The 26,569-nt window shown below is 34.6% G+C and carries 26 protein-coding genes and 4 pseudogenes; 11 read left to right on the plus strand and 19 right to left on the minus strand.

Annotation, left to right across the window (positions count from 1 at the left end):
• Positions 1-3 precede the first annotated feature (3 nt).
• The 4 genes from dapA to ACSG5Z_RS06420 are packed head-to-tail and all read right to left on the minus strand — an operon-like array spanning position 4 to position 4,070.
• The gene (gene dapA, locus ACSG5Z_RS06405; RefSeq protein ID WP_098047715.1) at positions 4-900 is read right to left on the minus strand and encodes a 4-hydroxy-tetrahydrodipicolinate synthase; all 897 of its coding nucleotides are present in this window, start codon (positions 898-900) and stop codon (positions 4-6) included.
• Between the two features lie 22 nt (positions 901-922).
• A complete protein-coding gene (locus ACSG5Z_RS06410; protein WP_435711067.1) occupies positions 923-1,864 on the minus strand; it encodes a proline racemase family protein in 942 nt (313 codons plus the stop codon).
• On the minus strand, positions 1,861-2,898 hold the full coding sequence (locus ACSG5Z_RS06415; protein ID WP_435711069.1) for a proline racemase family protein: 1,038 nt from the start codon (positions 2,896-2,898) through the stop codon (positions 1,861-1,863). Before ACSG5Z_RS06415 ends, ACSG5Z_RS06410 begins: the two co-directional genes overlap by 4 nt.
• Positions 2,895-4,070: an NAD(P)/FAD-dependent oxidoreductase gene (locus ACSG5Z_RS06420; RefSeq protein WP_063259927.1), complete on the minus strand. Its 1,176-nt coding sequence runs from the start codon at positions 4,068-4,070 to the stop codon at positions 2,895-2,897. The genes ACSG5Z_RS06415 and ACSG5Z_RS06420 overlap by 4 nt, the downstream gene beginning before the upstream one ends.
• A 181-nt stretch (positions 4,071-4,251) precedes the next feature.
• Between ACSG5Z_RS06420 and ACSG5Z_RS06425 the strand changes: the two genes are divergently transcribed.
• The 4 genes from ACSG5Z_RS06425 (at position 4,252) to ACSG5Z_RS06440 (ending at position 7,819) form a co-directional block, all read left to right on the plus strand.
• Positions 4,252-5,913 (plus strand): sigma-54 interaction domain-containing protein, encoded by a 1,662-nt coding sequence (locus ACSG5Z_RS06425; RefSeq protein ID WP_435711071.1) that lies wholly within the window; start codon positions 4,252-4,254, stop codon positions 5,911-5,913.
• A gap of 72 nt (positions 5,914-5,985) precedes the next feature.
• On the plus strand, positions 5,986-6,258 hold the full coding sequence (locus ACSG5Z_RS06430) for a (2Fe-2S)-binding protein (protein ID WP_137012607.1): 273 nt from the start codon (positions 5,986-5,988) through the stop codon (positions 6,256-6,258).
• Entirely contained in the window at positions 6,255-6,587 is a 333-nt protein-coding gene (locus ACSG5Z_RS06435) for a (2Fe-2S)-binding protein (protein ID WP_073515335.1), read from the plus strand. Before ACSG5Z_RS06430 ends, ACSG5Z_RS06435 begins: the two co-directional genes overlap by 4 nt.
• Positions 6,584-7,819, plus strand: a complete 1,236-nt coding sequence (locus ACSG5Z_RS06440) for an NAD(P)/FAD-dependent oxidoreductase (RefSeq protein ID WP_435711073.1) — start codon at positions 6,584-6,586, stop codon at positions 7,817-7,819. The genes ACSG5Z_RS06435 and ACSG5Z_RS06440 overlap by 4 nt, the downstream gene beginning before the upstream one ends.
• Positions 7,820-7,843: 24 nt before the next feature.
• Here the strand turns inward: ACSG5Z_RS06440 and ACSG5Z_RS06445 are convergent, their stop codons facing one another.
• Both ACSG5Z_RS06445 and ACSG5Z_RS06450 read right to left on the minus strand, forming a co-directional pair.
• Positions 7,844-8,152, minus strand: a complete 309-nt coding sequence (locus tag ACSG5Z_RS06445) for a YxcD family protein (protein ID WP_435711075.1) — start codon at positions 8,150-8,152, stop codon at positions 7,844-7,846.
• Complete coding sequence (locus ACSG5Z_RS06450; protein ID WP_000914471.1) at positions 8,140-8,589, minus strand: hypothetical protein; 450 nt, start codon at positions 8,587-8,589, stop codon at positions 8,140-8,142. Before ACSG5Z_RS06450 ends, ACSG5Z_RS06445 begins: the two co-directional genes overlap by 13 nt.
• A gap of 259 nt (positions 8,590-8,848) precedes the next feature.
• Here ACSG5Z_RS06450 and ACSG5Z_RS06455 point away from each other — a divergent pair, with 259 nt between their 5' ends.
• Positions 8,849-9,613 (plus strand): DUF1836 domain-containing protein, encoded by a 765-nt coding sequence (locus tag ACSG5Z_RS06455; RefSeq protein WP_000447225.1) that lies wholly within the window; start codon positions 8,849-8,851, stop codon positions 9,611-9,613.
• 197 nt (positions 9,614-9,810) lie between these two features.
• Here the strand turns inward: ACSG5Z_RS06455 and ACSG5Z_RS06460 are convergent, their stop codons facing one another.
• On the minus strand, positions 9,811-10,308 hold the full coding sequence (locus ACSG5Z_RS06460; RefSeq protein WP_435711078.1) for a GNAT family N-acetyltransferase: 498 nt from the start codon (positions 10,306-10,308) through the stop codon (positions 9,811-9,813).
• Between the two features lie 36 nt (positions 10,309-10,344).
• The gene (locus ACSG5Z_RS06465; RefSeq protein ID WP_435711080.1) at positions 10,345-11,460 is read right to left on the minus strand and encodes an HD domain-containing protein; all 1,116 of its coding nucleotides are present in this window, start codon (positions 11,458-11,460) and stop codon (positions 10,345-10,347) included.
• A 278-nt stretch (positions 11,461-11,738) separates the two neighbouring features.
• On the opposite strand from ACSG5Z_RS06465, the gene uptA reads away from it, so the two are divergent.
• Positions 11,739-12,344, plus strand: a complete 606-nt coding sequence (uptA, locus tag ACSG5Z_RS06470; RefSeq protein ID WP_061664652.1) for an undecaprenyl phosphate transporter UptA — start codon at positions 11,739-11,741, stop codon at positions 12,342-12,344.
• 169 nt (positions 12,345-12,513) lie between these two features.
• Positions 12,514-12,738: a hypothetical protein gene (locus ACSG5Z_RS06475; protein ID WP_000558704.1), complete on the plus strand. Its 225-nt coding sequence runs from the start codon at positions 12,514-12,516 to the stop codon at positions 12,736-12,738.
• 38 nt (positions 12,739-12,776) lie between these two features.
• Here the strand turns inward: ACSG5Z_RS06475 and dltD are convergent, their stop codons facing one another.
• The 6 genes from dltD to ACSG5Z_RS06505 form a co-directional block, all read right to left on the minus strand.
• Complete coding sequence (gene dltD, locus ACSG5Z_RS06480) at positions 12,777-13,958, minus strand: D-alanyl-lipoteichoic acid biosynthesis protein DltD (protein ID WP_088063719.1); 1,182 nt, start codon at positions 13,956-13,958, stop codon at positions 12,777-12,779.
• Between the two features lie 333 nt (positions 13,959-14,291).
• Positions 14,292-15,914 carry a peptide ABC transporter substrate-binding protein gene (locus tag ACSG5Z_RS06485; protein ID WP_435711081.1) on the minus strand — a complete coding sequence of 541 codons (1,623 nt, stop codon included), beginning with the start codon at positions 15,912-15,914 and terminating at the stop codon, positions 14,292-14,294.
• Between the two features lie 20 nt (positions 15,915-15,934).
• Positions 15,935-16,936, minus strand: a complete 1,002-nt coding sequence (locus ACSG5Z_RS06490; RefSeq protein WP_097891944.1) for a C40 family peptidase — start codon at positions 16,934-16,936, stop codon at positions 15,935-15,937.
• A 39-nt stretch (positions 16,937-16,975) separates the two neighbouring features.
• Positions 16,976-18,037: a dipeptide epimerase gene (locus ACSG5Z_RS06495; protein ID WP_142310462.1), complete on the minus strand. Its 1,062-nt coding sequence runs from the start codon at positions 18,035-18,037 to the stop codon at positions 16,976-16,978.
• Positions 18,038-18,191: 154 nt separating this feature from the next.
• Complete coding sequence (locus tag ACSG5Z_RS06500; RefSeq protein ID WP_048547447.1) at positions 18,192-18,518, minus strand: DUF3870 domain-containing protein; 327 nt, start codon at positions 18,516-18,518, stop codon at positions 18,192-18,194.
• A 259-nt stretch (positions 18,519-18,777) separates the two neighbouring features.
• Positions 18,778-19,134, minus strand: coding sequence for an FtsB family cell division protein (locus ACSG5Z_RS06505; protein ID WP_001228712.1), 357 nt, complete (start codon positions 19,132-19,134; stop codon positions 18,778-18,780).
• A gap of 287 nt (positions 19,135-19,421) precedes the next feature.
• Here ACSG5Z_RS06505 and ACSG5Z_RS06510 point away from each other — a divergent pair.
• From ACSG5Z_RS06510 to ACSG5Z_RS06520, 3 genes and pseudogenes are all read left to right on the plus strand, one after another.
• Positions 19,422-19,703: pseudogene (locus tag ACSG5Z_RS06510) on the plus strand (aldo/keto reductase); the annotation flags it as partial.
• Positions 19,704-20,439: 736 nt separating this feature from the next.
• Positions 20,440-22,269, plus strand: coding sequence for a group II intron reverse transcriptase/maturase (gene ltrA / locus ACSG5Z_RS06515; RefSeq protein ID WP_435711083.1), 1,830 nt, complete (start codon positions 20,440-20,442; stop codon positions 22,267-22,269).
• A 116-nt stretch (positions 22,270-22,385) separates the two neighbouring features.
• A pseudogene (locus ACSG5Z_RS06520) lies at positions 22,386-23,030 on the plus strand (aldo/keto reductase); the annotation flags it as partial.
• 20 nt (positions 23,031-23,050) lie between these two features.
• Here ACSG5Z_RS06520 and ACSG5Z_RS06525 read toward each other — a convergent pair.
• Both ACSG5Z_RS06525 and ACSG5Z_RS06530 read right to left on the minus strand, forming a co-directional pair.
• A complete protein-coding gene (locus tag ACSG5Z_RS06525) occupies positions 23,051-23,647 on the minus strand; it encodes a DJ-1/PfpI family protein (RefSeq protein ID WP_435711085.1) in 597 nt (198 codons plus the stop codon).
• Positions 23,644-23,727 (minus strand): annotated as a pseudogene (locus ACSG5Z_RS06530) (ankyrin repeat domain-containing protein); the annotation flags it as partial. The gene ACSG5Z_RS06525 and the pseudogene ACSG5Z_RS06530, both read right to left, overlap by 4 nt.
• A 173-nt stretch (positions 23,728-23,900) precedes the next feature.
• Between ACSG5Z_RS06530 and ACSG5Z_RS06535 the strand changes: the two are divergent.
• Positions 23,901-24,333: pseudogene (locus ACSG5Z_RS06535) on the plus strand (cytidine deaminase).
• Positions 24,334-24,593: 260 nt separating this feature from the next.
• On the opposite strand, the gene ACSG5Z_RS06540 reads toward ACSG5Z_RS06535, so the two are convergent.
• The 3 genes from ACSG5Z_RS06540 to ACSG5Z_RS06550 form a co-directional block, all read right to left on the minus strand.
• The gene (locus ACSG5Z_RS06540; RefSeq protein WP_000789031.1) at positions 24,594-24,824 is read right to left on the minus strand and encodes a hypothetical protein; all 231 of its coding nucleotides are present in this window, start codon (positions 24,822-24,824) and stop codon (positions 24,594-24,596) included.
• A gap of 372 nt (positions 24,825-25,196) precedes the next feature.
• A complete protein-coding gene (locus ACSG5Z_RS06545; RefSeq protein WP_000432423.1) occupies positions 25,197-25,460 on the minus strand; it encodes a hypothetical protein in 264 nt (87 codons plus the stop codon).
• Between the two features lie 201 nt (positions 25,461-25,661).
• Positions 25,662-26,426 (minus strand): class I SAM-dependent methyltransferase, encoded by a 765-nt coding sequence (locus ACSG5Z_RS06550; protein WP_435711090.1) that lies wholly within the window; start codon positions 26,424-26,426, stop codon positions 25,662-25,664.
• Between the last annotated feature and the right edge of the window lie 143 nt (positions 26,427-26,569).

The raw sequence follows: 26,569 nt of genomic DNA on the forward strand, positions 1-26,569 counted from the left end.
TATTTAAACAGCTGCATGAGCTGCAATTTTTGAAATAATCGTTTGAAGTTTTTGATCTTCTTCTTCAGTTAATCCGAGTCTCGGATAACGAGAAGGTCCCCCTGCTTGCCCGTGTAATTCCATTGAGCGTTTAACGATTTGTACATATTTTCCTGATCCTTCAAGAAACTCGCAAAGAGGTAAAATAGCATCGTTTATTTCCCAAGCTTTTTCTAATTCACCATTTTGGAAATGCTCATACATTTTCGTAACAAGTCCCGGCAAGATATTTCCTGCTACTGAAACCCATCCCGTTGCACCTACTAAATAAGATTCCATAACTAAATCTTCAGATCCACAGAAGACTTGAAAAGCACCTTCGCCTTGTCGTACTAAATCTCTTGCTTTACGAATATCTCCGCTAGATTCTTTAATATGTGTAACATTTTCACATTCTTTTCCAATACGTAGCATGAGCTCTGTACTCATATCAACACCAGATGTAAACGGATTATTGTATAACATAATTGGTATATTTACAGCGTTTGAGATTTCTTTAAAATGAAAATAAATTTCCTCTTCTTTCGGCTTACAATAGTACGAGTTAATAATTAATGCGCAATCCGCTCCGTGTGCTTCTGCATGTTTCGTATATTCAATCGTTTCTTTCGTCGTTTCTGCTGCAGTTCCTACAATAACTGGAATACGGCCATCAACTTCCTTTAATACTGTTTCTACCATTTTAAATCGTTCTTCTTTTGATAAACTAACAAACTCACCTGTACTTCCATTAATAATAATGCCAGCTACCTTTTGATCGATAAAATAGTTTACGTTTTGTTTTACACCGTTCCAATTAATTTCTTGTAACTCATCCATCGGTGTGATCAATACTGGAAATGCCCCTTTAATTTTTTTCATATTTATCTCTCCCTTTACTATTTTATTTTAATAAAAATCCTGTCGGAAACGGATCTGTAGGGTCTAATAGAAACGTCTGCATTCCTGTAATAAACCCTCTACTTTCAAAGCGAAAAATGTATCCTTGTTCTTCTTTCTTCACTTGTTCCACTGTTATAAAGCTATTAAATATACTTTCATTTTTAAAAGGTTTATCCGCTATATAATCATTTTTAAATAATGTATGAACATAAGATACAATAGTAGAAACAAAACCAGGCGAACGTACGATAAAGTTATCTTCATGAAATGTAATCGACTTTATATGGTTCTTTTCTGTTTGCATAGATTCTACTAAAATAAGTCTTTTTATTAATGACTGTTTTTGTATAGCTTGAAGTGTAACTTCACTCCATTTTTTTAATTTAGAGATATTTTCAATACTGATTTCTGGTGAGTATGCATCCTTTTCTACAACTGCATATACTTTATCTGCCTGAATGAGAGAGTAACTTATATTACCAACTTGTAAATTTTTCTCAATCATATAACATAGTTTACTTTCAAACGAAACAGATACAACTTCATCATTCTCTACATACGCATGGATTGAAAATATACCAGATAGCGTTTCGATTTTGTATTGGTTCGTCTCTCTCTTTTTTAAATACCCGCTTTCTAGTAACATCGTTATGACTGCGACAATCCCCCCATAATGAAGCGGAATGGATCCTTCATGATTAAAAAATAATACAGCTGCATCGACTTCCATATGAATAGAAGGAACGACAATACATCCATTTAATCCGATAAAACCACGTGGTTCATTTAATACAAGCTTCATTTCTTCTGCTAATTCACCTGAAAATTGTTCGTTTAATTGATCTAAACTGTAGTAGTATTTGCATGGTACATCTTTCATTACACGAAATGCTTCACCATTTACATGTACGTCTACTGCTGTATACATTTTTTGAATGTTCATTTTACATCCTCCGTTTCATGTTCCATCGGCGGAATTAGCAAAAAGCCTTCTTTCAGTTGGTCCTTTTCATTATAAAAAAATCTATGCATCCCCATAAGCCAAGCTGAACCTGTAATTTTCGTTACGACAGCTTCAATATTTTCTACAGATGTTGTATTTATGACGCACCCTTTAAATAAAGAGCCAACGATACTCTCATGAATAAACTCTTCATCCACTTCAATTTTTTGATTTGCGTATAATACAGCTAGCTTCGCTGATGTTCCTGTACCACATGGAGAACGATCAATTCCTCCTGGGGGAACGACAACTGTATTTTTCACATGAGCACTTTCATGAGTAGGATCTGTATAAAATTCAATATGGGTTAACCCTCTAATAAACGAATACTGCGGATGAATGATTTCAAATTCCTCATTAATGATATTTCTAATATGAATTGCCTTATCGATGATTGTAGATGCATGTTCCGGTACTAACTCTAAACCTACTGACTTCGCATCGATAATGGCATAAAAATTCCCTCCATACGCAATATCTGCTTCTACAGTTCCAATCCCTTCGACTTGTACAGTAATATGTTTCAGTAAAAAAGCTGGTATGTTACAGAAAGAGACTTCTTTCGCTTTTCCATCTTGAACAAAGATATCCACTTCAACTAAGCCGGCTGGCGTGTCTAACTTTAACGAAGTAATCGGTTCAACTACAGGAATTAAACCTGATTCAATTAAAGCTGTACATACACCAATTGTATCGTGACCACACATCGGTAAATATCCACCTGTCTCTATGTATATAACACCAATATCTGCTTCAGGATGACATGGATCTGTTAATAGTGCTCCTGACATTACATCATGACCACGCGGTTCATTCATTAACAATTTGCGAATCCAGTCATACTCCTTTTTCATATGTAACATCTTCTCTGCCATCGTCTCTCCAATTAACTTTGGAAGTCCGTTTATCAATGTCCTCGTCGGATTCCCGCCCGTATGTGTATCAATCGTCGTAAAGACTCTTTGTGACCTCATCCGTTTAACACCCTTTCTGTAAAACGACTCAAACGAAGTGGTTCAATAGGAATGATTGTTTCTTTTTCATTTAATAACTCTTCAATTACTTTTCCAGTAACCGCTGCAAGGCTTATGCCATCCCCTTCATGCCCCGCTGCTATAAAGTAGTTCGGGATATGTTCCACGCGTGAAATGATTGGCAAATGATCTTCTGTCCATGGGCGTAATCCAGCATATGAACGAATCACCATCATATCCGCCATTTTCGGATAAAAACGAATTGCTCTGTTTGCAATACATTTAATAACCTCGTTGTTTATCTTCGTATGAAAACCTACAAACTCTCTACTACTACCAATTAAAAAATTTTGGCTTTCTGTCGGCTCAAACACAAGAGCTACCCCATATTTCTCAGTTAAAGCATCCACTTTTCGTTTTCCGCCAAATTTAGAAATTAAATAGCCAAATTCCATTACTTTACGGCAACCAACGTGTTGTTGCCTTGAAGCTACAATAATATGCCCTTTTCTCGGTTCAATTGGGATATTTACATCCAACATTTCTCCGATTTTCGGAGCCCACACACCGGCTGCGTTTACCACTTGTTTCGCAGTAAACGTCCCGTTAGTCGTTTCTACAATAAAGGAACCGTCTATATCTCTTTTCATTTCTTTTACTTCCGTATGATTAAAAGCTTTCGTACCAAACTTCTTCGATTCTGCAAGAAGTGAAAAAGCAAGAAGATATGGATTTACAGTCGAATCCGTTGCGCATTCTAATCCGCCTAATAAATCGTCCGCAAAAAATGGCGATTCCTCTCTTATATCTTGCCTATCGAGCATTCGAAACGGTAAACCAGCTTCCTTTTGACGATTCACCCATTGCTGGGCTGCTTCCATTTCTTCGTCTGATTCACATACGAGAATACTTCCTGGCGCCCTATATTCAAATGAGTGCTCTAACTCTTCACTTAAATCAGTAACTAATTTTTGACTTACTAACGACATTTGACTATCAAACCCTGGATCTTTATCAATAGCCAAAATATTCCCGTCACACCGTGAAGACGTCCCACTGACAAATTCTCCTTTTTCAATGATTGTTACATCTCTTCCGTATTTTGATGTGTAATAAGCGATAGAACAGCCTATAATACCACCGCCTATTATTAAAACGTCACAGTGCCTCACATAGCACCCCTCCCTTCTTTTTAATCTCTCACTTTCTTTTATGCAATTGACGTGCCAACTGTACATATATATACTTTTTATAAATAATATTTTTATTTGTAAAAATATTTTAAATTTATCGTGAATAGGTGTATTATTTTTTTATCACTGTCAAAATTTTTATACATAACAGGAGGACAATATGGCATTCTCATTTCCCACAATAAAAGATTTTCTAAAAACTTTGTCCATTGATCATACATACAGCTTGCAACATATTAAGCAAATTAATGAAAAGTATTATTACCGCCCTTCTACTACAGAAGAATATAACTGTGCAGTAATATATGAAAATGACTCATTCACCGCTTTAATTAACGCGTTTTCCAATGAAATAGTCGTTATCATAATGAACGAAAATAAAGAGCCTATATGCTGTATAACGACTCAGCAAATCATTCCGTTTCTTTTTAAGTCGTACAATGAGCTGCAATCTTTTTATAACGCTGTAATACAAACAACTGATTCTTCCGTTACAGTCATCGATGAGAAAGAACATGTTCGTACTTGGACAGATGGCGCCGAAAAGATTTTTTCAGTCAATCATAATGAAATTATTGGACAACCTATCACTCGTTTTTTTGACTATAAAGATTTAGAAATTTTACAATCATTACATGACGGAAAAAGCATAATCGCTCAGTTCCATCAGCCTCGTCCAGATTTGTTCGTATTAATAAATTCAAACCCAGTGTATTGTAACGATGAAATTATAGGAGCAGTCGTTTCAGAAACTGATGTTACGAATCAAGTTGCTTTAAATGAAAAACTATTTAATATGTCACATGAAATGCACCGATTAGAACAAGAGGTCGCAAAATATAAAGATGAATTAGATCCTTTCCTTGCGATGAATGGAAAGAGCCCTGTTATACAAAGAACGATACAATTAGCTAGAAAGGTGTGTTCGGTGAAATCAACTGTTTTAATACTCGGAGAAAGTGGTGTTGGAAAAGAAGTATTCGCGAAAGCGATCCATGAAGCAAGTGAAGCAACTAAAGCACCTTTCATTTCAATTAACTGCGGCGCCATTCCAGAAGCGTTATTTGAAAGTGAATTATTCGGGTATGAGCGCGGGGCGTTTTCTGGTGCAAATAGTAAAGGGAAAAAGGGTAAAATAGAGCTCGCGCAAGGCGGTACATTATTCCTAGATGAAATAGGAGAAATGCCACTCGATATGCAAGTAAAGCTTTTACGTGTACTACAAGAACGAAAATATTACCGAGTTGGTGGAGAAAAAGAGATTCATATTAATTTCCGCATTATCGCTGCTACAAATCGTGATTTACAAGAGGAAATGAGAAAAGGCACGTTCCGAGAAGATTTATACTATCGCCTAAATGTAGTTAGCTTGCATATTCCACCGCTGCGCGAAAGACGCGAGGATATTATTGAATTAACCTATTCTTTTTTAAACGATTTTTCAATCAACTATAACAGACCAATTCGTGACTTACCTTCCAGCATTATGCATGAGTTACTTCATTACAATTGGCCAGGTAATATTCGCGAACTTCGTAACGTTATTGAAAGACTTGTCGTATTTGCGACTGACGGTATTATAAAACAAGAATATTTACCATTTCATACAACTGAAACATTAGAGAATCATACGGCTCATTCCCTATTACTCAGCAACAATCATACAATCCTCTCTTTACAAGAAGAGATGGATGAACATGAGAAAAAAGTCATTGAGAGAGCATTACGTATTTTGAATGGGAATAAATTAGAATGCGCGAAACAGCTTGGTGTTACGAGGGCTACTTTATATAACCGCTTAAAAAAACTTGGGTTACAATAACCGTTTCCTCCTTTATATTGGCATAGTTTTTGCATAATAATTTGTGCAAACCGAACTAGAGGAGGAATTCATATGACGAATAAAGATCACTTAATTGTTTGTCGATGTGAAGAAGTTACATACGGTCAACTTCAATCGACAATTGCTGAATATAAATGCTCGGCAAGAGAATTAAAACTAAGAACACGTGCTGGCATGGGATTTTGCGGTGGCCGCACATGTAGAATGATGATAGATCGAATGATTGAAAGTGCAAATCCTGGCGGAAATACGAATGAAATCCCATTAAAATATCAACCACCTGTGCGCGCAGTTACCTTTGGAGCGGTAGGTGAAAATCAATGAATAGAATTACCCATCACCCTGTTTTAGGGAGTTTAAATAATAGTAAGCGTATCACCTTCCAATTTAACGGACAACAATATGAAGCATATGAACATGAAACGATTGCGGCCGCTTTACTTGCAAACGGAATAAGAACTTTAAGAGTGCATGAAGATAGCGGGACGCCACGAGGTATTTACTGTAATATTGGACATTGTTCTGAATGCCGCGTCACAGTAAACAATCAAACGAACGTACGAGCATGCTTAACTATTGTTGAAAAAGACATGGTAGTTGATAGCGGCAAACAGCATCCAAATATCGTGAGAGAGATGGTGAAAAAGCGATGAATGATGTCATTATTATCGGAGCTGGACCAGCAGGTTTGTCAGCCTCCATCTCTTGTGCTCGTTTTGGACTAAATGTACTTGTTATTGATGAATTTATGAAGCCTGGCGGAAGGTTGCTCGGACAATTACATCAAGAACCTACTGGAGAATGGTGGAACGGAATAGAAGAATCAAAACGCCTTCACGAAGAAGCAAAATCACTTTCAGTTGATATTCGATGCGGCATTTCCGTCTATAATTTAGATAAAGATGAAAGTTCTTGGTTCGTACATACGAATATCGGTACGCTAGAAGCGCCGTTCGTTTTACTTGCTACTGGCGCTTCTGAGTACTCCATCCCCCTTCCTGGTTGGACACTTCCAGGAGTCATGTCGATTGGTGCAGCCCAAGTAATGACAAATGTACATCGCGTTCAAGTTGGGCGAAAAGGAGTAATTATTGGCGCTAACATTTTGTCATTCGCTATTTTGAATGAATTACAACTAGCGGGAATTAAAGTGGAACATATTGTACTTCCTGAAAAAAATGAATTAAGTCAAAAGGCTGGTGAACCAGAAGAAGTATTAAACTCTCTCTTACATGCTGCCCACCTTGCCCCATCATCTTTATTACGTATAGGTAGTCGATTGATGAAATATAATTGGGCGAAACAAGTTGGATTAAACTTCTATCCTAATAAAGGTATGAAAATAAACGGAACACCACTTCACCTTCGAAAAGCAGCTCTTGAAATTATCGGTACAGATCAAGTTGAAGGTGTACGCGTTGCTAATATTGATACGAAAGGAAACATCATAACTGGATCGGAACAAATATATGAGGCAGACTTCGTTTGTATTGCCGGTGGCTTATACCCTCTTGCTGAGCTTGCTGCTGTAGCTGGCTGTCCTTTCCGTTACATTCCGGAATTAGGCGGCCATGTTCCACTGCATTCCGAAACGATGGAAACCCCTCTTCCCGGTTTATTTGTAGCTGGTAATATAACTGGCATTGAAAGTGGGAAAATTGCAATGGCACAAGGAACTGTTGCTGGATATTCAATCGTAAAACAGGCAAATAATAAATCCCATTCGGTTGAACAACACTTACAACAAGCAATTCAACATGTACATACCGTACGACAACAAGCTGCCATTCAATTTAATCCGATGATTGATCTCGGTAGACGGAAAATGAATGAAATTTGGCGTGATTATTCCCTGGCATATACACATACTAAAAAGAGCTGCTGAGATTACTCTCAACAGCTCTTTTTTCTACTCATCTGTGTTATTAAACTTTGCTAATGCGTAAATGCCTTCTTCATCATCTAATTCAAGTTGTAATCTTGCTGCAAATGAATTGACATTATATTCTCTGTCAAGTAATAAGCGTAATGCTTCAATTAAGTTCGCTTGAATTAAAATTTGCTGGCGACCATTTACCTCTACTTCAGCAGAGAAACCGTAGTCATCATCATACATTAGTTCAACTAAAACTTCTTCTGGACCAACTTGTCTTTTTTCAGCGATATATACACAAAGCGCATTGATAAGTTCTTGTTCAGAAATTTTTATTGTTTCCATGCTACTTCATCTTCCTTTTTCTTACGTTGATCTTTGAAGTATTTAAATGCACGAACTGCTAACATTACGATACCAGCCATTACTAACATATTTACCATAAACGCTAATACAGAACCAAGAGCTCCCATATTTGCAAATAGGCTACCCATTAGTAAACCACCAAGACCACCTAGTAATAAACCTTTCATAAAGCTTCCTTTATTACTCTTTGGTGCTGTGTTTGTTGCCTTTGTTTTTGAATCTGTTGTTGTTTTTTGTGAATTCACGTTATTATCTTTTTTGTTCAAATCAACTTTTGACTTTTGACCAGAACTTGGTGTGTATGATTTTTTACCAGATTTGTAACCCTTCGCTGCTGCGTGATCTACAAACATGAAGCTACTAGCTCCAAAAATAACCATGAATGCTGTCATGACTGCTACAAGTTTTTTCAACATATTATATCCATTCTCCTTTTATATAGATATATGTGAAATCTACCTTTCTAGTAAATTCAGAATGATAGATTTATTTTTAAAAACATTTTAAAAGTTCTTATGAACTTATTATATGAACTTTTGTCGAAATATGCAAGTATTATTTACTTCCGACAGTTTGGTGACAAAGGAAAAATTAAGCAAAACAGAATTGACTTTAAATGAAACAAAACATATTATAGGTTCATAAGAACTTTTTATTATTTTTGGAGGTGAAAAGATGGAAACATTTCATCTCACACGAAACGAAATGGCTACCCTTCTTCTATCATTAAGAGGATGGAATACGAAAAAGCCTCTCGGTATTTTACAAGAAGCTTGGGCGAAGTCACATAAAAAAGATATTGAAAGCGGACAAAGCGTAACTGCTTTTATTACTACCGCACTTTCACCTATTTTTGAAAAACTGATTAAAATTGATGATACAGACGTCGGTTTTTCATTAAATGAAATAGTTGCGCTTGGAAATCAGATTGAAAATACAAGTTTCTCAGTAACAGCCATGCAAAACTGGGTGAAACGAGATATAAAAGAAATGATTGGCTCTCCTCAAAAAGGAAAAAAATATTCAATTGAACAAGCAGCCTTACTATTCATTGTTGAAGATTTAAAAACAGCACTTGATTTTGAATCCATTCGTAAGCTATTACGCCTTATCGTAAATGACCCAGCCGATCGAAGTGATGACTTAATCAATCCTGTTCATTTATATGGAGCATACTCTTCTCTATTTGAAGAACTCAATCAAGGGAATTGCTTACAACTAAATGCAACAGATACAATCCATACAATTGAAAATATCGTGAAAGAAAGAGCTGATAAAATTGCAAGCAAGTTCGATCAGGTTAACAACGAACAACGTGAAGCAATTCGTAATGCGATTATTATTGCGACCCTTTCTGTGCATACCGCTTATGTACAAATGTTAGCAAAACGTTACGTAACAGCAACTTTATTTTTACAAAATTTAGAAGTGAAACCGTAAAAAATAGGAGCAGAAATGCTTCTATTTTTTTATAACGAAAACAAACATCAATCTGTTACATACTTAGAACAGGTTGATGCTTGTTTTACTTAAATTTAAGTTTCATTACATGTAAAATAGCGATATTATGTACATTTACATGTAATATCATTATAGGTTTCATGAACCCTTCCAATTCACATTATATTCAGAATTAATCACTTGTATTTTTCGTCCTTAATTCTATGCATATCATATACTTTTACTTCATTCTCTATATAAGACTTTACTTTTTTAAATCCAGCTTTCTCATAACAACGAATTGCCCTCTTATTATCTTCCCTAACTTGCAATAGAACCGCTTGTATATCGGGATCTAAAAACGATTTATTAATGAAATATTTTGTAACCTCTGTTCCAAGCCCTTTTGAATATAAATTCGAAACGCCAATGAGAATGGAGTATTCCATCACATATGTATCATTATATTTCGTCTTTTTTAATCCAACTCTACCTATTACTTCATCCTTCACTACTATTACATGATAACTTGCATAAGACCTCGCTAATTTTTTAGTCCAATACTTTCGTAACTCCTCTATTGTATATCGCTTATATGGTTTTATATCCGCTATATTATGTAATTCTTCATCGTTATACCATTCTAATATAACTGGCAAATCATTCATTTCTAAAAGACGTTCTTTCCAATCCACACTTCCACCTCATCCATTTTATGTTTTCAAGCCAATTTAAATTGAATATGCATATTCTTTTTTAGGTAACCTAACTATCTCTCGAATAAAAGAGGATTTTTCTAAAATATCCTCTAACTGCCCCTCACTATAAACGTAAATACCACCTACATATGAACTGTACGCCTTTTTCTCAGTTATTATCGTTAAATTGTTATTTTCCTTTTTAAAATCACCCTCCAGTCCTTTTTGAAATGATAAACTTTTGGTTGCTGAAAAATAAAGCTGAATTAGCGCTGCTAATCGTACATCCTCTGATTCGGCAAAGCACTTTATTTCATTAAAAATCATTTCATCTTGTAACAGAAGAAAGTCCTCTACTACTAACTTCTCTTCTGTTAGAAAGAAATTTTGCATTTCAGGAGTTTGGAACGTAAGATTTTTCTCCATTACCTTTTGAAAAATAGATTGCAACAATAAGTCTTTCCCGATCACAAACGGATGACCAAAGCCCTTATTGTATAGCTCTTCTTTCATTTTCATTAGTTGTTCGATATAAGGAATTCCCGATTCTTCAATTACAAGTTTACCGCTAATAAAACGCATAGTAGCAATCAGTTCTTCTATCCGTAATCCCCCTATCTCAAGTGAAAAATAATATAAATCTCTATTCCAAAAATCTAATTGATCCATTCCTAATGAATTAAATAATAGCTCATCTATAATGGGAAAAACTCGATCATCTGTTAAAGCTTTCGTTACATCTTCTAACAATCCACATGTCTGCTTTAAAATCATGCGTATTTCTTCATCCTCTTGAATGATTCGTACAGTCCAATCACCATGATCTTCACCTGAAATTTGTTGAAAGCAATGCGAATACGGACCATGTCCAACATCGTGTAGGAGAGCTACAACAGATAATAATTTCCTCTCATATTCTGATAAACGAATATCACCAATATCTGTAAGATGTTTTATCACTTTATTTACTAGTACATATACACCTATTGAATGCTCTTTCCTCGTATGTATTGCGTTTTCGTGTAAAAAGTATGTATGTCCTTGCTGTTTAATATACGCCAACCTTTGAAATGCTTTTGTATCTATCAATCGAAGGATATCTCTATCATGAATAGAGATTGATCCATAAATCGGATCTATAATATGCACACGTACTCCTCCTGTTTTTTGTAAATTAAAAGCCTATATCATTATACTTAATTTTCAGTTTATTTTCATTGACATATAAGAAATTTTTAATAAGCTTTTCATTTTCTCTTCATGAAAACTAAGCTCATATCCTGTACTATACTACTTATGAGAGACATAAAAGAATTGAAATAGCAATCCTCTATACAAATAAGGTATAATCTACACATGGTGAATCTTTTATGTTATTAAGTATTAGGTTCACCTATTCAAAAATACATAAATTAGAAGGTGCAACAATGGTAAGTAGTTTTATTCATTCAGTATTAACGTTTTTTGAAGGATTAGGTTATTGGGGCATTATGCTTGGTCTAATGATTGAGATTATTCCAAGTGAAATCGTCCTTGCTTATGCGGGATTCTTAGTATTCAATGGTAGTATCTCATTTGTAGGCGCCGTTGTATTCGGTACAATTGGCGGCGTTATTGCTCAAATCTTTATTTATTGGCTTGGACGATACGGTGGACGACCTATATTAGAACGATACGGAAAATATATTTTCATTCATAAAAAACATATAGATGCAGCTGAAGATTGGTTTAACCGTTACGGGACTGGTGTAATTTTCACTGCACGCTTTATTCCAGTAGTACGTCATGCGATTTCAATTCCTGCTGGTATTACAAAAATGCCATTATTACGTTTCACTACATTAACAGCACTTGCAATCATTCCTTGGTCTATCATTTTTATTTATTTAGGTGAAAAACTAGGTCAAAATTGGGAGAATATAAACGATATTGCGGGACCGTATGTGAAGTCTTTTGCAATTGGGGGCGTCATACTTATCCTACTATACTTCATCCTTAAAAAATGGACAAAAAAACGTAAAAATCTTGCTTAAGATAATATAAAAACCGCTATACATTCATTACGAACTATAGCGGTTTTTTATATTAAAATTGAATAATCTTTCAAAATCACAAGCAAATCCTTCAGTTTAACATTTACATGGATAAGCAACAATTCATTCACTCCTTTCGTATATTATATCAAAAAGGAGTGATTTCCCTATGCATTGGCAACAAAAAATACAATACTTAATCGGACGCCCTATCGGTATTTCCTTCATAAATGGGCAGGGAACTTCTGGTGTATTATGTTCAGCACATGATGGTCAATTATATGTGTATGAATACCTTTATCAAGCGCAGTTCGCAATGAAGCATTATGATTTTAGACAAATTCAAGATATACATGCCTTTCCGAATTGCCCACATCAAAATACTCTATACTAAAAAAGGAACAGCTTATAGCCGTTCCTTCTTCTCCACTCTTATTTTTCAGTATAAAAGTTTTGTACTGCTTCATCAAAGTAAATCCAACCTTTCCAACCTAAATGAATTGTATCTTTTAAGAAATACTTATCATATTCATGGCCAGAAAAATCAACTACTGGGTATCCTGCTTTCTCAACTTGTTCCCGAACTTTTTTATAATACACTTCACGGCGTTCTTTAGGGAAACCAGCGTAATCATACCACGGTCCGTTTACAGGTACAGAAATGAATAGTGGCTTAACATTTTTCTCTTTAAATATATTTAAAACAATTTGTAAGTCATCATATTCTGGTGATTCTTCATATGATTCATTTGCTCTAAAGTTTTTTAAACCTTTTAATTTTTTCTTTAAATTATGTTTATAGTAATACGGATTTTCAATTCCGAATGTGTTTGTAGTAGATTCCGTTTTTCCTTCTTCCTCCGCATGTTTACGTGCATCTACCCAAGAAATTGAACGTAGTCCCATATTTGTTTTTTCTTTCATCGGTTCAATCTTAAATAAGGAGTTAAATACATCTCTATGATCTAAAATATTTCGATGCATATAAGCAAGTGGTTTAACTAAACCTGCTTTTATGTTATGTTTCGTATCATTATATACAATACCTTCTAATGAATTTTTTAATATATCATCTTTTTGAACAACTTTATAGTCTAATAATCGTTTCGCAATTTGCTTCTTCATTTCAACATTTATTGTATCATTAAAAATAAAATGATATGCTTGTTGTTTGGAGAAATTGTTAGTAAAATCCCCTTGTGATACACCCGTTTTAGTAAACCATTGTGGTGATAGAACAAAGACTACTTTTTTACCTTCTAACTCATCCATTGTAGACGTCATATTTAATATATGAGCTAAACTTTGTGTACCGCCAATCCCCATTAAATATGGTGTAAAACCTGCAGGATTTACTTTAAAGTAATTAGATGGGTGATATGCATCCATTCGTAAAAATTCAGATGAACCATACATCGGTAAATACTGCGAATTCTCTAACATTTTTTGCTGTAAGAAAACACTTTGTAGTTTTTCTTTTTGTAAGGAAGTTGCCGCATCTTCTACCTTCTTATCACTAATAAGTGATACTAAACTTTTCGATGGGATTAATATGATAATGAAAAAAAGCACACACGCTAAAATTATGGGACCAAAAGCATGCTTCATTTTCATCGTCTCTTCCTCTTTCTATCGCTATTAAATTGTAACCCTTGTTTTTGACACGCCATCATTTCTCTCCTTTTTCTCTATACATGTCCCATTCTATTTATCTATTATATACATGTATGTATTTCTTTCCTTGTTCTATTAAGTTCTATACAAATATCGCAAGAAAATGTTTCCATAGAAACACGTTAATTATACAAGATTCTACATAAATTTCACACTGGAATTTTACTAATAATTTTATTTTTAAGACATGAAAAAATATATAAAATGTCTATACATTTGAAACTGTACAAAAAAACAGACTATCACATACGTGAAGTCTGTTTCTCCATAATTTTATTTCTGCACATCTGCCCATTTTAAACTAGTTGCCGGGCCGAATTGATGTACATATAAATCTTTCACATATGGCTTTTGTAAGTATGATAACCCGCGCTGGAATACCGGTGCTATTACTGCATCATCTAGCAGCATTTTTTCCGCATCTTGCATTGCTTTCCAACGAGTTTTTTCATCATTACCTAATTCTGTTTTAATCTTCTTAATTAAAGCGTCATATTCCGGATTTGCATATTCTGTATTGTTCACACTACTTCCAGAAAGGAATACTTCTAAGTAAGTCATTGGATCTGGATAATCCGGTAACCAGCGTGATAGTGACATTTCATATTCTTTCTTCTTCTCTAACGCTAGTTTTTGCGTGTGTGGTTGTAATTTTACATTTACCTTTAAGCCTGGTAAGTTTTTCTCTAGCTCTTCTTTAATGTATTCTCCTACTTTTTTGAAGCTTTCTAAGTCATAGTTTAATAATTCAAGCGTCACTTCATTTGTACCGATCTCTTGCTTCGCCTTTTCCCAATATTCTTTCGCCTGTTTTACATCAGTTTTATTAAACTCACCTGCTGTACTTCGAAAATCTTTTTTATCTGGACCTTTTAAAAATCCTTTTGGTACGTAATAGTTCGCCGCAACCGAACCATCATTTAAAAATGAAGTCGCAAGTCCTTTCTTATCAAACACTGTACTTAGCGCAAGCCTTGCGTTTTTATTTTTAAGAATCGGTACATTTTCATTGAATCGGAAGAAGTACATAACCGGATCTGTATATTGTTTTAGCTCTTTATTACTTTTATATTTATCGACGAATTCTGTAGAAATGACAGCTCTATCAACTTTATCTGTTTCATATAAATTTACCGCAGTTGAAATTTCTTTAACAATTTGATAGTTTACTTCATCTAGCGTCACTTCTTTCTTATCCCAATACTTATCGTTTTTTTTCAGTGTAAAACTAGCTTCATGCTTCCACTCTGATAGTGTAAATGGCCCGTTATACACCGCTTTATTTGCTTCTAATCCGTACTTATCGCCCTGCTCTTTCGCATATTTTTCATTAATTGGATAGAAGGACGGTAAAATTAGTAGTTTCGTAAAATACGGTACAGGATGTTCTAGTTCTACAACGAATGTTTTATCATCCGTCGCTTTTACTCCTAATTCATCTAAACCTAATTGTTTCTTATTTATTTTCTCCGCATTTTTCACATCATACGCAATGTATGCATATTGAGAAGCAGTATCCGGATTAATCAGCTGCTTCCAAGCGTATACGTAATCTTGTGCTGTTACTGGATCTCCGTTAGACCATTTCGCTTCACGCAAGTGGAATGTATATGTTTTTCCATCTTTACTTACTTCATATTTTTGTGCTCCAGCCTCAATCACTTCATCATTTTTCGATAAACGGAATAATCCTTCCATTACGTTATTTAAAACGTTAAACGATACCGCATCTGTTACTTTCCCTGAATTTAATGACGGAATTTCACCCGTTTCTAGTAACTGTAATACTTTCTTCTCATCTTTCGGCTTTGTCGTTGTTTTTTCTTTTGCGCATCCTACTAAAAATGAAGAAACTAATAGAGTACTAACTAATGAGTAACGAACAACTTTTTTCATTTGAAAACCCCCTCTATTTTTTAAGGTAAGTAACGACGAGCACCAGCGTATTCTTCTATATATCCTGGTGTATTTAGCGATATAATCTCTACTGATCTTTCAGCTCTCGGTGAGTGAATCATATTTCCGTCACCAATATACATAGCAACATGGTGAACACTACCTTTTCCTTGATCATGTGCAAAGAAGATTAAATCTCCTTTTTGTAAATTTTCTTTATCAACTGCAACTCCATTTCTCGATTGCGGACCTGAATCCCGCGGAATTGTAATACCGTGTGATTTATAAATCGTATGTGTAAATCCAGAGCAATCAAATCCGAAACCACTTGTTCCAGCCCATATATACGGTAATCCTAAAAACATTTTTCCAGTGTTTATTAAATCATCAGCTGTCGGAGTTGGAATATCATTTTGCGAACGGTAAACTGTCCCATCATTTTTTCGTAGCCAAGCTTTCTGTCCGTTTGGTAACAACACGCGGTACGAAATCGTATCTTCACTAAGTAGTGGCAGTCGCGTATTATAGCTCACTTCAAGTGATTTATGTTGTTCAGAAGGATTTATATATAAAATGGCTGTCGGTTTCGTTACTAATACGAAAGGTTCATTTGTTTTATCAGCAAATTCTTGATTATATGTTAACTGTTTTTCGGGCATCCACCCTGGGTAGCCCTCTTCATTTCGAGGTGTTGGCTGACCATGGACTAACACTTTAACCCAGTCCCCTTTTTTATCAACAACCGTTACTTCTTGACCTAATAACGCTTGCGTTTCTAATTTATTTGCATTTGTTAACCAAAGTTTCTCGTCAAGCGTCATTGATTTCGTCCACTTCCACAAATCAACTGGGTTTGTAGCGCTCGGTGCATCAATTGGCCGTAATGAATCAGGCGCAGTCCAAAGTGTTGCAGCAGATACATCAATAAACGCTTTACTATCTTTCTTCTCTTCAGCATTTGCTGATGTAAACGATGAAAATATAAATAAAGTTGTTAAAAATGCAGTTCCTACTTTTTTCATACATATCCCCCTTAAAAGATAGTTTACTAGTCTCTTCTCCTAAGATTTACTATTCACTGTCGTTTGAAGGTTTACCTTTGATCCAGAATAAGTCATTCCTTCCGGTTCTTCCATTAACCAAAGCGGTGCATCCAAATCGAAGTAATGAATATTAGGATGTGCAGCAGCTAAATGGGCTACAGCGCTAACAGAAAGTGAAGATTCCATCATACTTCCGACCATACATTTTACACCAGCTGTTTCGGCAATATCGGCAATACGCCACGCTTCACGTATGCCGCCACATTTCATTAATTTAATATTAATTAAGTCTGCATATCCTCCTTGAACAATTTTCAATGCATCACTCGCTGAAAATATGCTTTCATCTGCCATAATGGGCGTTTGTACATGATCTTTGACATACTTTAACCCATCCCAATCTTTCGCATGAACAGGTTGTTCAATAAATTCGATGTTTAAATTGCGATTTTCCATCTCTTTAATGATCGTAACCGCTTCTTTTGGATTCCACCCTTGATTTGCATCTAATCGTAACGTCGTAATTTTTGGTACACTATTTCGAATTGCTTCAATACGTTCTAAATCTAAATGAGCAGATTTTCCCACTTTAATTTTTAAAGTTTGAAATCCTTTTTCTACATGTTGCTTTGCCTCTTTCGCCATAATAAAAGGCTCATCTACACTCACCGTAATATCTGTATGAATTTCTTTCTTCCCGCCTAATAATGCGTAAAGTGGAACGTTTTGGTGTTGACAATACACATCATATAAAGCAATATCTACCGCGGCTTTCGCACTTGGGTTTCCAATACAACTCATTTGAATGTGCTGCAGTAACTGCTGAAATTGAATGATATCTTGACCAATTAAACAGGAACGCATCGGTCCTAAAATTGCTTCTTCAATCCCGTTAGCGAAATCACCCGTAATAACTGGTGTTGCGGCTGCAGCCCCCTTGCCAATAACTCCTTCGTCTGTATGAATATATACATCTATACTTTCTATTTCAGTTACGGTACGAAGCGCCGTTTTAAACGGTGTATGAAGATTTACACGTCTACGCTTTACTTTTACATCCGTAATTTTCATATTGTTCATCCTTTCATTGTCTGACAAAGTGGAACCTTAATCCACAAAATAAATTAGTTTTTTACGGACAATTAATCTCCTCTTTCGCTTACTTTTCATATAGGAGATTAATGTGAAATAAAAAAAATCCAGCCATAAGAAGATTCTTATGGCTGGATTTTGTCTAGGAATAGGTAGACAAAGCAGCAATTTGATTATATTTTTTCTGCGCATCTTTTAACGCTACAAGTAGTGCCTTTTGAGACGAACCGAAGTATCTATTTTTTATTTCTGTTACCAATAGTGGATCATTAATATTTTTATGTAGAAATAAATATTTAACGAATTGAGATGTTAATGCAATTGTCGCTGAGCAATCTGCATCTACAATTTCCCCTGTCTCCTTAACAAGTACAAACGCTACAAAATAACTTTTGAACTTTTCGGTAATAGGATTATTTTGAGGTGCTTTCGCATCCCCTACGATATAAATTGTATTTGAAGCGTACACAGCTATCTTCCTTTCTAATACGGGATAACGGTTTTCTTAATAGTCGTATGAGTGATAAACTCAACGTTGATTAAGAAATGTATCCGCTTACCTTTTATTATAATACAATTGACAGAATTTTAACAATATTTATTTCAGTGTATATTCCATAAGTATAAAAACAGCTCAAACTCTTCATTTTTACAATATGTGATTGTTACTTGTACCATGCCATTCATACATAAAAAAACAGCTAGCAATCGCTAACTGTTCTATTACACTACTTCGGCAACACAAATATAGTTTCATTTGACTTTGAAAATTGATATTCTTTTCTCGCAAACTTCAAAATTTCTTCCTCATCGTCTGTTAAATTTTCTATGTTAGTCTTTAAAGAATCCTGGTCTTTCTTTAAAGAGACCAATTGTTTTTTTTGATTCGTTATTGTATCTTTTTTTTCTACGATTATTTCTTGTTGTTTCGTTAAAATAAATTGAAGGTACAAAGTAGCCGCCGCAATAAATATAAACATGAATATAAATCGTCTTAGTTTTTTCTTATTAATTGCTCGCTTCTCATTAGGCTGTGATAGTTGCTCTTCTATATTAGGAACATTTATTCGCTTGAGTTTCCTCATTATGAAATCCCCCTAACACATATATTTTCACTACCCTCGGCATAATCCCTTACTAACTATAATTCTATTCTTATAAAATAAGCTCCTTCACAAAAATATCTTACAAATCAACCAATTAAAGATAGCATTCGACGACATTTCCATATTTACTTTGAAATTTTTTATGTATGCTGCCATAAAATAGTAGTTTCTGTTATTCTTTTTCTATTATTGTAGAAGAGTTTTTTTACACACAAAATACCTTCCCTACATATCGATGTTATAACATGCTTACAAGGAGGAAAAATATGCATTACCGTACATTAGGTAAAACTGGAATAACTGTCTCTGAAATAGGTTTTGGGGCATGGGCAATCGGTGGTGATGAATGGGGACCTATTAACGATAAACAATCTATAACCGCTATAAAAAAAGCAATTGAGTGTGGTGTGAATTTTATTGATACTGCAGATGTGTATGGTTTAGGACATAGTGAAAAGTTAGTGTCTACCGCAATTAAAGGATATCGTAATGATATTATCCTATCAACAAAAGGCGGTTTAATCGGACATCACTACGATCCGAATGGAGGTGCGACACGTTCCTAAGTGAAAAGCTTAGGCGCTGTCGGACAATTGTCCAACAGTGAACTTTCATTCCGAGTTGTCAAATGATAGGGTAACGCCTTGAAGGGCACCTCTAATATTCCGACATGCGGTTAGATTGGCAAGAGTCTAACGGTTTGAAGCTCGGAGAAGTCGGCTGAGAGCTACCGTAAGTTAAAATACACGAAAGCTGTCCAGAGGTGGATGGTGTAGCATATAGGCCGGGGGTCTACAAAACACTTATGGTTAGAATGCACGATGATGCAATCGCGAACTTTGAAAGTGCAGACGAATCTCTGATGGTACGGGTCTATATCGGGAGCATATCGAAAGGTATGCTGACACAATTAGTGTCGCTACTGTGGGCTAGTAAGACTCTCCTTTATGAACGTCCATATGTTGTTACAGGCAACATCAAGGTAGCAGGCTCATAGGAGAAACCTAAAAGTGTATGTACAGATAGGAATGAAGGAACGTGGTAAGCTACCAACGCAGAGGACTTGCCTCTGACGAAGCGTTTCTAGGGAAAGCACTAATGAGATTAGTTAGTCGTATAACCTAGATTTATGGTAGTGAAGGTGGTGGCATAGTACCTGTGAAACGTCTAATGAACGTGGAGGGATAGCCACTAGTCAATTGCAGGCTAATTGTTACTTACGGTTAACATGGATTCGAGTAAGACTAAGAGATGTAGTGTTTCTCCATAAGGAGGCTACAGCCCATGTTAAAGAAAACCAAGCTAAGACATAGCGAATACTACGATATGCAAACGAAATATGATCAACTATATTCCTATAGTCTTAACGGTAACAATTTCTATAAGTTAATGGATATGATTGGTTCAGAAGAAAATATTAGATTAGCGTATAGAAACATTAAAACAAATAAGGGTAGTAAGACCGCTGGTGTAGATGGATTAACTATTAAAGATATTTGGCATTTAAATGATACACAGGTAGTAAAACAAGTCAGAAAAAGATTGAAATGGTATCGACCACAACCCGTTAAAAGAGTATACATCCCAAAAGAGGGCAGTGATAAGATGCGCCCATTAGGTATTCCTACTATTTGGGATAGACTCGTCCAACAGAGCATTTTACAAGTGCTTGAACCCATATGTGAAGCGAAATTCCATAATCATAGTTATGGATTTAGGCCAAACAGAAGTACTCATCATGCGCTCAGTCGAATGGTGAGTCTAATGAATCTAGGGCGTCAGCATTATTGTGTAGACATAGATATCAAAGGTTTCTTTGATAATGTAAGTCATGGGAAATTACTCAAGCAGTTATGGACCTTAGGTGTGCGTGATAAATCACTCCTAAGTGTTATCTCGAAAATCTTAAAATCTGAAATTCAAGGAGAAGGTATCCCAACTAAAGGAACACCGCAAGGTGGTATTATATCTCCTCTATTATCCAACGTGGTTTTAAATGAATTGGATTGGTGGATTAGCAATCAATGGGAAACTTTTCAGCCTAAGAATTATAAGACGGCTATAGCCTTTAGGGGCTATGCTCGCAAATACACAAATCTTAAAGATGGGTTCATTGTGCGGTATGCTGACGATTTTAAAATCATGTGTAGAACATATATTGGTGCCAAAAGATATTATTATGCCACCATTGATTTCTTGCGTACGAGATTAGGACTTGAAATTAATGAGCAAAAATCTAAAGTAGTTAATCTTAAAAAGAATTCTTCGAACTTTTTGGGGTTTAAAGTGAAGTTGGTTCAACAAGGTCAATCTAAACATGGTTATGTTGCCAAAAGTAGTATGACGGACAAAGCTATGCAAAACACCAAAAGAATTCTAAAGGATAAGGTAAAAGAAATCCAAAGGCATCCAACATCAGAAAATGTAATTAAATTTAATATTACCCTTATTGGCATTCAAAATTATTACAAGTACGCTACTAAAATTTATATAGATTTGACAAAAATTAACTACACTCTACTCAAATCCATGAAAAACAGGCTCAGTGAAAATGGAAAAGTAATTCAATTTTATGAAACTCCTAAGAAATTTCAACTACGTGCCAAAGGAATTCAGTCTAATACTAAAATATATACAGTTTGTGCCACACCTTTACTTCCAGTTACAGGCGTACATCATAAGAATCCATGGAACTTCTCACAAAATATATGCAATTACACCGCAAAAGGTCGTAATAAAATTCATGAGAATCTTAAAGTCATACCTAAGGATGTCTTAAAACAAGTCATGGCAACATACTCCCGAAATAGGAGTATTGAATACAATGATAACAGGATATCGAGGTATGTTGCACAATACGGAAAGTGCTATGTAACTGAAGAAGTTATAGGTATAGATAGGGTACATTGTCATCATAAGATTCCTTTGAAAAGTGGTGGAACTGATAAATATCACAACTTAATAATTGTTGATAAATATATACATCAATTAATCCACATGACAGATAAGAATAAAATCAGAGCTGCGCTCTTGGCGTTGAAATTGAACGATAAGCAATTAAATAAATTGAATACACTCAGAACTGAGGCTGAAAATGAACCGATAACTGTATAAATTAACTTATATCAATTAGCTGAAAATGATGGGACGCCGTATGACGGGAAACTGTCGCGTACGGTGTTAGGTGGGGGAAAAGGTGGAGATGATATCAAAGCTTTACCTATCACGCACAACCTGTATATGATACTCCCGAAAAAATCATCGCCGTATTTGAAACAAGTTTACAACGTCTTCAAACAGATTACATTGATCTTTATTTTTGTCATATTTGGTGGCATAACCGTAGAGAAACAGAAGCATTTTTACGTGCATTTGAAGTATTAAAACGTGATGGAAAAGTAAGAGCAGTCGGTGTTTCGACACATGATTTACAATACATTCGACATTTCAATAAAAACAATGAAATTGACATCGTACAACTTGATTACAATATATTGAATCGAAAACCAGAAAATGATATTTTGCCATTCTTACAAGAAAAAAATCTAGGAGCTATTATTCGTGGGCCGTTAAAAATGGGTATTTTAACTGGAAAATTCACAAATAAAACAACTTTTCCAAATGGAGATTTACGCAAAGATTGGCCAAATGAAAATTGGTTTCAAGAAGACTTACAAAAGGTAGAGAAACTTCGGTTGCTCTCAAATAAAAATCAGACCTTAGGGCAACTTGCACTTCGCTATATACTCACTCATCCAGCAGTGAGTGTTGTAATCCCAGGTGCAAAAACAGAAAAACAAGCACAAGAAAATGCAAATGCGTCTGTTCGCCCTATTTTGAGTGATGAGGAGATTAGCTATATTCAATCAATATAAAAAAGCCCGGCCTGGGCTTTTTAATTTTGTAAATCAATATCATATTCCATACTTTTAGCTGTTTCCTCAGCAATCTCCACACCTAACAAATTTTTTACAATATGAAATGACATGTTAATACCAGCTGAAATACCTGCAGATGTAATAATGTGTCCTTCATCTACAAATTTCACATTCTCCATTACTTCTACATTCGGAAAATCTTTTTTGAAGGTTTGAATACTAGCCCAATGCGTTGTTGCTTTTAAGCCTTCCAGTAAACCGGCTTTCGCAAGTAATAGCGCACCCGTACAAACTGAAGTCATTAGCTTTACTTCTTTCATTTGCTGACGAACCCAATTTATTATAATATCATTTTGCACTTCATTTTCCCGAACACCTTTACCACCTGGAATGATTAAAATATCAACTGGTGGTAAATCTTTAATACTATAATCTGGCTTTACCTTTAATCCGTTTCTTGCTGTAATCATTTCTCCATTTTGGCTAACTGTATACACAGTAAATGGTTTTTCTTCATCCGCTTCGGTTACAGAAAAAACTTCAAATGGCCCAGCAAAGTCTAACACTTCTACCTCGTTAAATAAAAATATGCCCACACTCCATTTATTTATCATACGTTCACTTCCTGTTTTAAATAATGTAAAAGGTGATCATGTTCTTTTTCTAATGCAATATAATATGCTGTTCTCCCATCTTTCAAAATATTTAAGTTTCCCCTTCTTCTATATGTTCTATTGATTATGATATTTTCCTGTTAAAACTACAGTTTACATAATAATATTATCTCTCCGATAATTATCTGTTATTTTAAATATTAAATTTTTTCGTTAAAATAACACTAATCATGTTTAATACGGAGGAGAAATTATGTTAAAAGTAATGCCTTTAAATAGTGAAGACTATGATTTAATTACAGCTGCTGAAAAAGTAATCGAAAAAAAACTATAAATATGGTCGTCATCATATCGGATCAGCTGTAGGAACTAAAACAAGTAATATTTATGCAGCAGTGCATGTTGAAGCGAATGTCGGAAGAATAACAGTGTGCGGTGAAGCTATGGCGATTGGAAAATCTGTTTCAGAAGGCGATCATGAATTTGATACCATTGTAGCAGTTGCTCACCCACACCCTCATGAAGACATAGAAAAATATTGGGTTGTTGCTCCATGTGGTATGTGTCGAGAATTAATAAGTGATTACGGAAAAAATACGAACGTTATACTTTCTTATAATGATGAACTTGTAAAATGTAACGTAATGGAATTATTACCTGAAAAGTACACAAGTGAAGTAGAATAATCATTCCTGTTTTCCATTCATCAAATAATATTATTCCAATAAAAAACAATCCATTTTAAAAACGGATTGTTTTTTTATTTCTTTTTTATGCAGTTTATTTCATTTTTCTATTTTCGATAATTATAAAATTATCATTAACAAAAATGAAATTCAAATATTCAAGTACGTATTGCGGTTCGTTTTTCATTTGAAAATTAAAATTCTATTTCTCCTTACATTCGAAAAATATCAATATAAATTCTCTAAAATAAGCAGTCTTATCATACTAATCTATAACAATTCTGTCTTCTTCCCTTACCTGTTTCCTTTAACACATATGATTTTAAAACAAGCGCTGTTAATGAATCTGTTAATGTTTTATATGATAAATTAGATAATGCTAATAGATCGTTCGTATATAACATTCTATGCTTCTCTAATAATAATAGTACTAATCGTTCCGACGGTTTTAATGCCTCATCACTTTCTAGTATAAAGTCTATATTTTTCATTTCTCTAATTGTTACTCCTTATATAAAAAAATACTTGCACAACTAATTTAATATAAAAATAATACACAACAAGATTTGAAGTATATTAAAATAACATCGTTTCGAAACACTATTATACTATAACATAGAAAAAGCATTTCCCGAAATAGGAAATACTTTTTAAAATCGCTTATATGTTTCTTCCAAACTTACATTATATTTCGAATTCTTATCCGTACAATTTCCTCCTAATTTTTGCTGGTCATACCGATGTATTTGTAATCAATCGAGTTCTTCTAAAATAATATAAACAAATAAAAACGGTTAGTCTATCATACTCTAAACATAAATGAATAACCGTTTTCCAGCTTCTACTCAAATACATGTACTACCTTAAATATTTCTTGCAATATGCGGCTTACTGTAATGACTTGTACCACCACCGCCTACTACTACTTTACCGCCTTTTTCAAAAATTAATAGTTTACTTGAACCATCTGCAAGAAGTACTATTACTTCAGCATTATTACTTGTTGCTACATAAATTACATAGCCACTTTTTGATATACATGTTTCCCAATTCGCATCAAATTCTGATCTTACTACACGATTGGAATACACTTGATTTTCAATTCTGTCTTGTTCTACGTTTTCCAAATTTATCCCCTACTTCTCTAAAATATCATTTATAGAAAAATAACATTTCTATTTGAAATAGTAACTGCCTTTAATATAAGTAGTATATGTAGTTAGTAGAAGAATGCTTGGACAACCGGAACGTAATACCATGTAAGTAATATACAATTGAAATAAGGCAGCCGATATTATATCGATTGCCTTATTTTCATACATAGTTCTTTATTTTTCGTTTCGCACAGCTTCAAAAGTAAACATTTGACTTGCATTTAACGGTTCTTTTTCATAAACATAGTCAGCGGAGTAAGTAATGTTAGAGAAACCTATACTTTCTAGCAGAAGTTTAAACTCTTCTATTCCATACCAGCGTATCGCAAAGCGTTGTAGTTCTGTTTGTACTAACTGCCCTTTACTCCATTTTTCATATTTTAAATATGATAGAGTAACTTGGTTCAGCCAATCTATTTCAATTGATTTATTTTCTAATGTAATTCCGTCTCCACTCGGCAAAGAAAAAGTCGATGTATGAATCTCTCCTGTTTTCCAGTCATGCGGAAGCATAATATCTACGATTAATCGCCCGCCTGGATTAAGATGTTCATAAAAACATTTCAATGCGTTTATAGAATCTGTACGATTTTCAATTAAACAAAAAGATCCAGTTGGAATGATAATTGCCTCGTATTTATGTGGCAGTGAAAATTGTTGTAAGCTTCCTTCATATAAATTAGGATGTAAGTTTCTCTCTTTACATCGCACGCGGCACAATTCTAGCATTTCAGGTGAATAATCTATCCCATCTACTGTAAAACCAGCTTCAAGAAGCGGGATAATGACACGCCCTGATCCTACCGCTGCTTCGAGAATTCTTCCCCTACAATTTTTTAAATGTTCCTCGTAATACTCAATATCACCATTTAAAGAATAACCGACAGGCTTAGTGAAATCATAAAGTTCCGTGCAAAGTGTACTATAAAAACTAAACATTTATTTTCTCCTCCGTTTTATACGTACGGAAGATTTTCATTCAATTAATCTTCCTGTACCTTTATTTTTAATAAAAATTCGAAAGAGCTGACTGTCATAATATATCACTCGCTTTCCATACAATATAATTATATTGTATAATA

This window comes from Bacillus pretiosus (assembly GCF_051294775.1).
GTDB classification, from domain to species: domain Bacteria; phylum Bacillota; class Bacilli; order Bacillales; family Bacillaceae_G; genus Bacillus_A; species Bacillus_A wiedmannii.

Bases quoted from the DNA above. Each gene is read 5' to 3' on its own strand.
- ACSG5Z_RS06525 (WP_435711085.1), bottom strand. From the start codon at position 23,647: ATGATAAATAAATGGAGTGTGGGCATATTTTTATTTAACGAGGTAGAA.
- ACSG5Z_RS06455 (WP_000447225.1), top strand. From the start codon at position 8,849: ATGGAAACATTTCATCTCACACGAAACGAAATGGCTACCCTTCTTCTA.
- ACSG5Z_RS06435 (WP_073515335.1), top strand. From the start codon at position 6,255: ATGAATAGAATTACCCATCACCCTGTTTTAGGGAGTTTAAATAATAGT.
- ACSG5Z_RS06485 (WP_435711081.1), bottom strand. From the start codon at position 15,914: ATGAAAAAAGTTGTTCGTTACTCATTAGTTAGTACTCTATTAGTTTCT.
- ACSG5Z_RS06440 (WP_435711073.1), top strand. From the start codon at position 6,584: ATGAATGATGTCATTATTATCGGAGCTGGACCAGCAGGTTTGTCAGCC.
- dapA (WP_098047715.1), bottom strand. From the start codon at position 900: ATGAAAAAAATTAAAGGGGCATTTCCAGTATTGATCACACCGATGGAT.
- ACSG5Z_RS06445 (WP_435711075.1), bottom strand. From the start codon at position 8,152: ATGGAAACAATAAAAATTTCTGAACAAGAACTTATCAATGCGCTTTGT.
- ACSG5Z_RS06475 (WP_000558704.1), top strand. From the start codon at position 12,514: ATGCATTGGCAACAAAAAATACAATACTTAATCGGACGCCCTATCGGT.
- ACSG5Z_RS06430 (WP_137012607.1), top strand. From the start codon at position 5,986: ATGACGAATAAAGATCACTTAATTGTTTGTCGATGTGAAGAAGTTACA.
- ACSG5Z_RS06415 (WP_435711069.1), bottom strand. From the start codon at position 2,898: ATGAGGTCACAAAGAGTCTTTACGACGATTGATACACATACGGGCGGG.
- ACSG5Z_RS06490 (WP_097891944.1), bottom strand. From the start codon at position 16,936: ATGAAAAAAGTAGGAACTGCATTTTTAACAACTTTATTTATATTTTCA.
- uptA (WP_061664652.1), top strand. From the start codon at position 11,739: ATGGTAAGTAGTTTTATTCATTCAGTATTAACGTTTTTTGAAGGATTA.
- ACSG5Z_RS06505 (WP_001228712.1), bottom strand. From the start codon at position 19,134: ATGAGGAAACTCAAGCGAATAAATGTTCCTAATATAGAAGAGCAACTA.
- ACSG5Z_RS06450 (WP_000914471.1), bottom strand. From the start codon at position 8,589: ATGTTGAAAAAACTTGTAGCAGTCATGACAGCATTCATGGTTATTTTT.
- ACSG5Z_RS06495 (WP_142310462.1), bottom strand. From the start codon at position 18,037: ATGAACAATATGAAAATTACGGATGTAAAAGTAAAGCGTAGACGTGTA.
- ACSG5Z_RS06550 (WP_435711090.1), bottom strand. From the start codon at position 26,426: ATGTTTAGTTTTTATAGTACACTTTGCACGGAACTTTATGATTTCACT.
- ACSG5Z_RS06540 (WP_000789031.1), bottom strand. From the start codon at position 24,824: ATGAAAAATATAGACTTTATACTAGAAAGTGATGAGGCATTAAAACCG.
- ACSG5Z_RS06410 (WP_435711067.1), bottom strand. From the start codon at position 1,864: ATGAACATTCAAAAAATGTATACAGCAGTAGACGTACATGTAAATGGT.
- ltrA (WP_435711083.1), top strand. From the start codon at position 20,440: ATGTTAAAGAAAACCAAGCTAAGACATAGCGAATACTACGATATGCAA.
- ACSG5Z_RS06425 (WP_435711071.1), top strand. From the start codon at position 4,252: ATGGCATTCTCATTTCCCACAATAAAAGATTTTCTAAAAACTTTGTCC.
- dltD (WP_088063719.1), bottom strand. From the start codon at position 13,958: ATGAAAATGAAGCATGCTTTTGGTCCCATAATTTTAGCGTGTGTGCTT.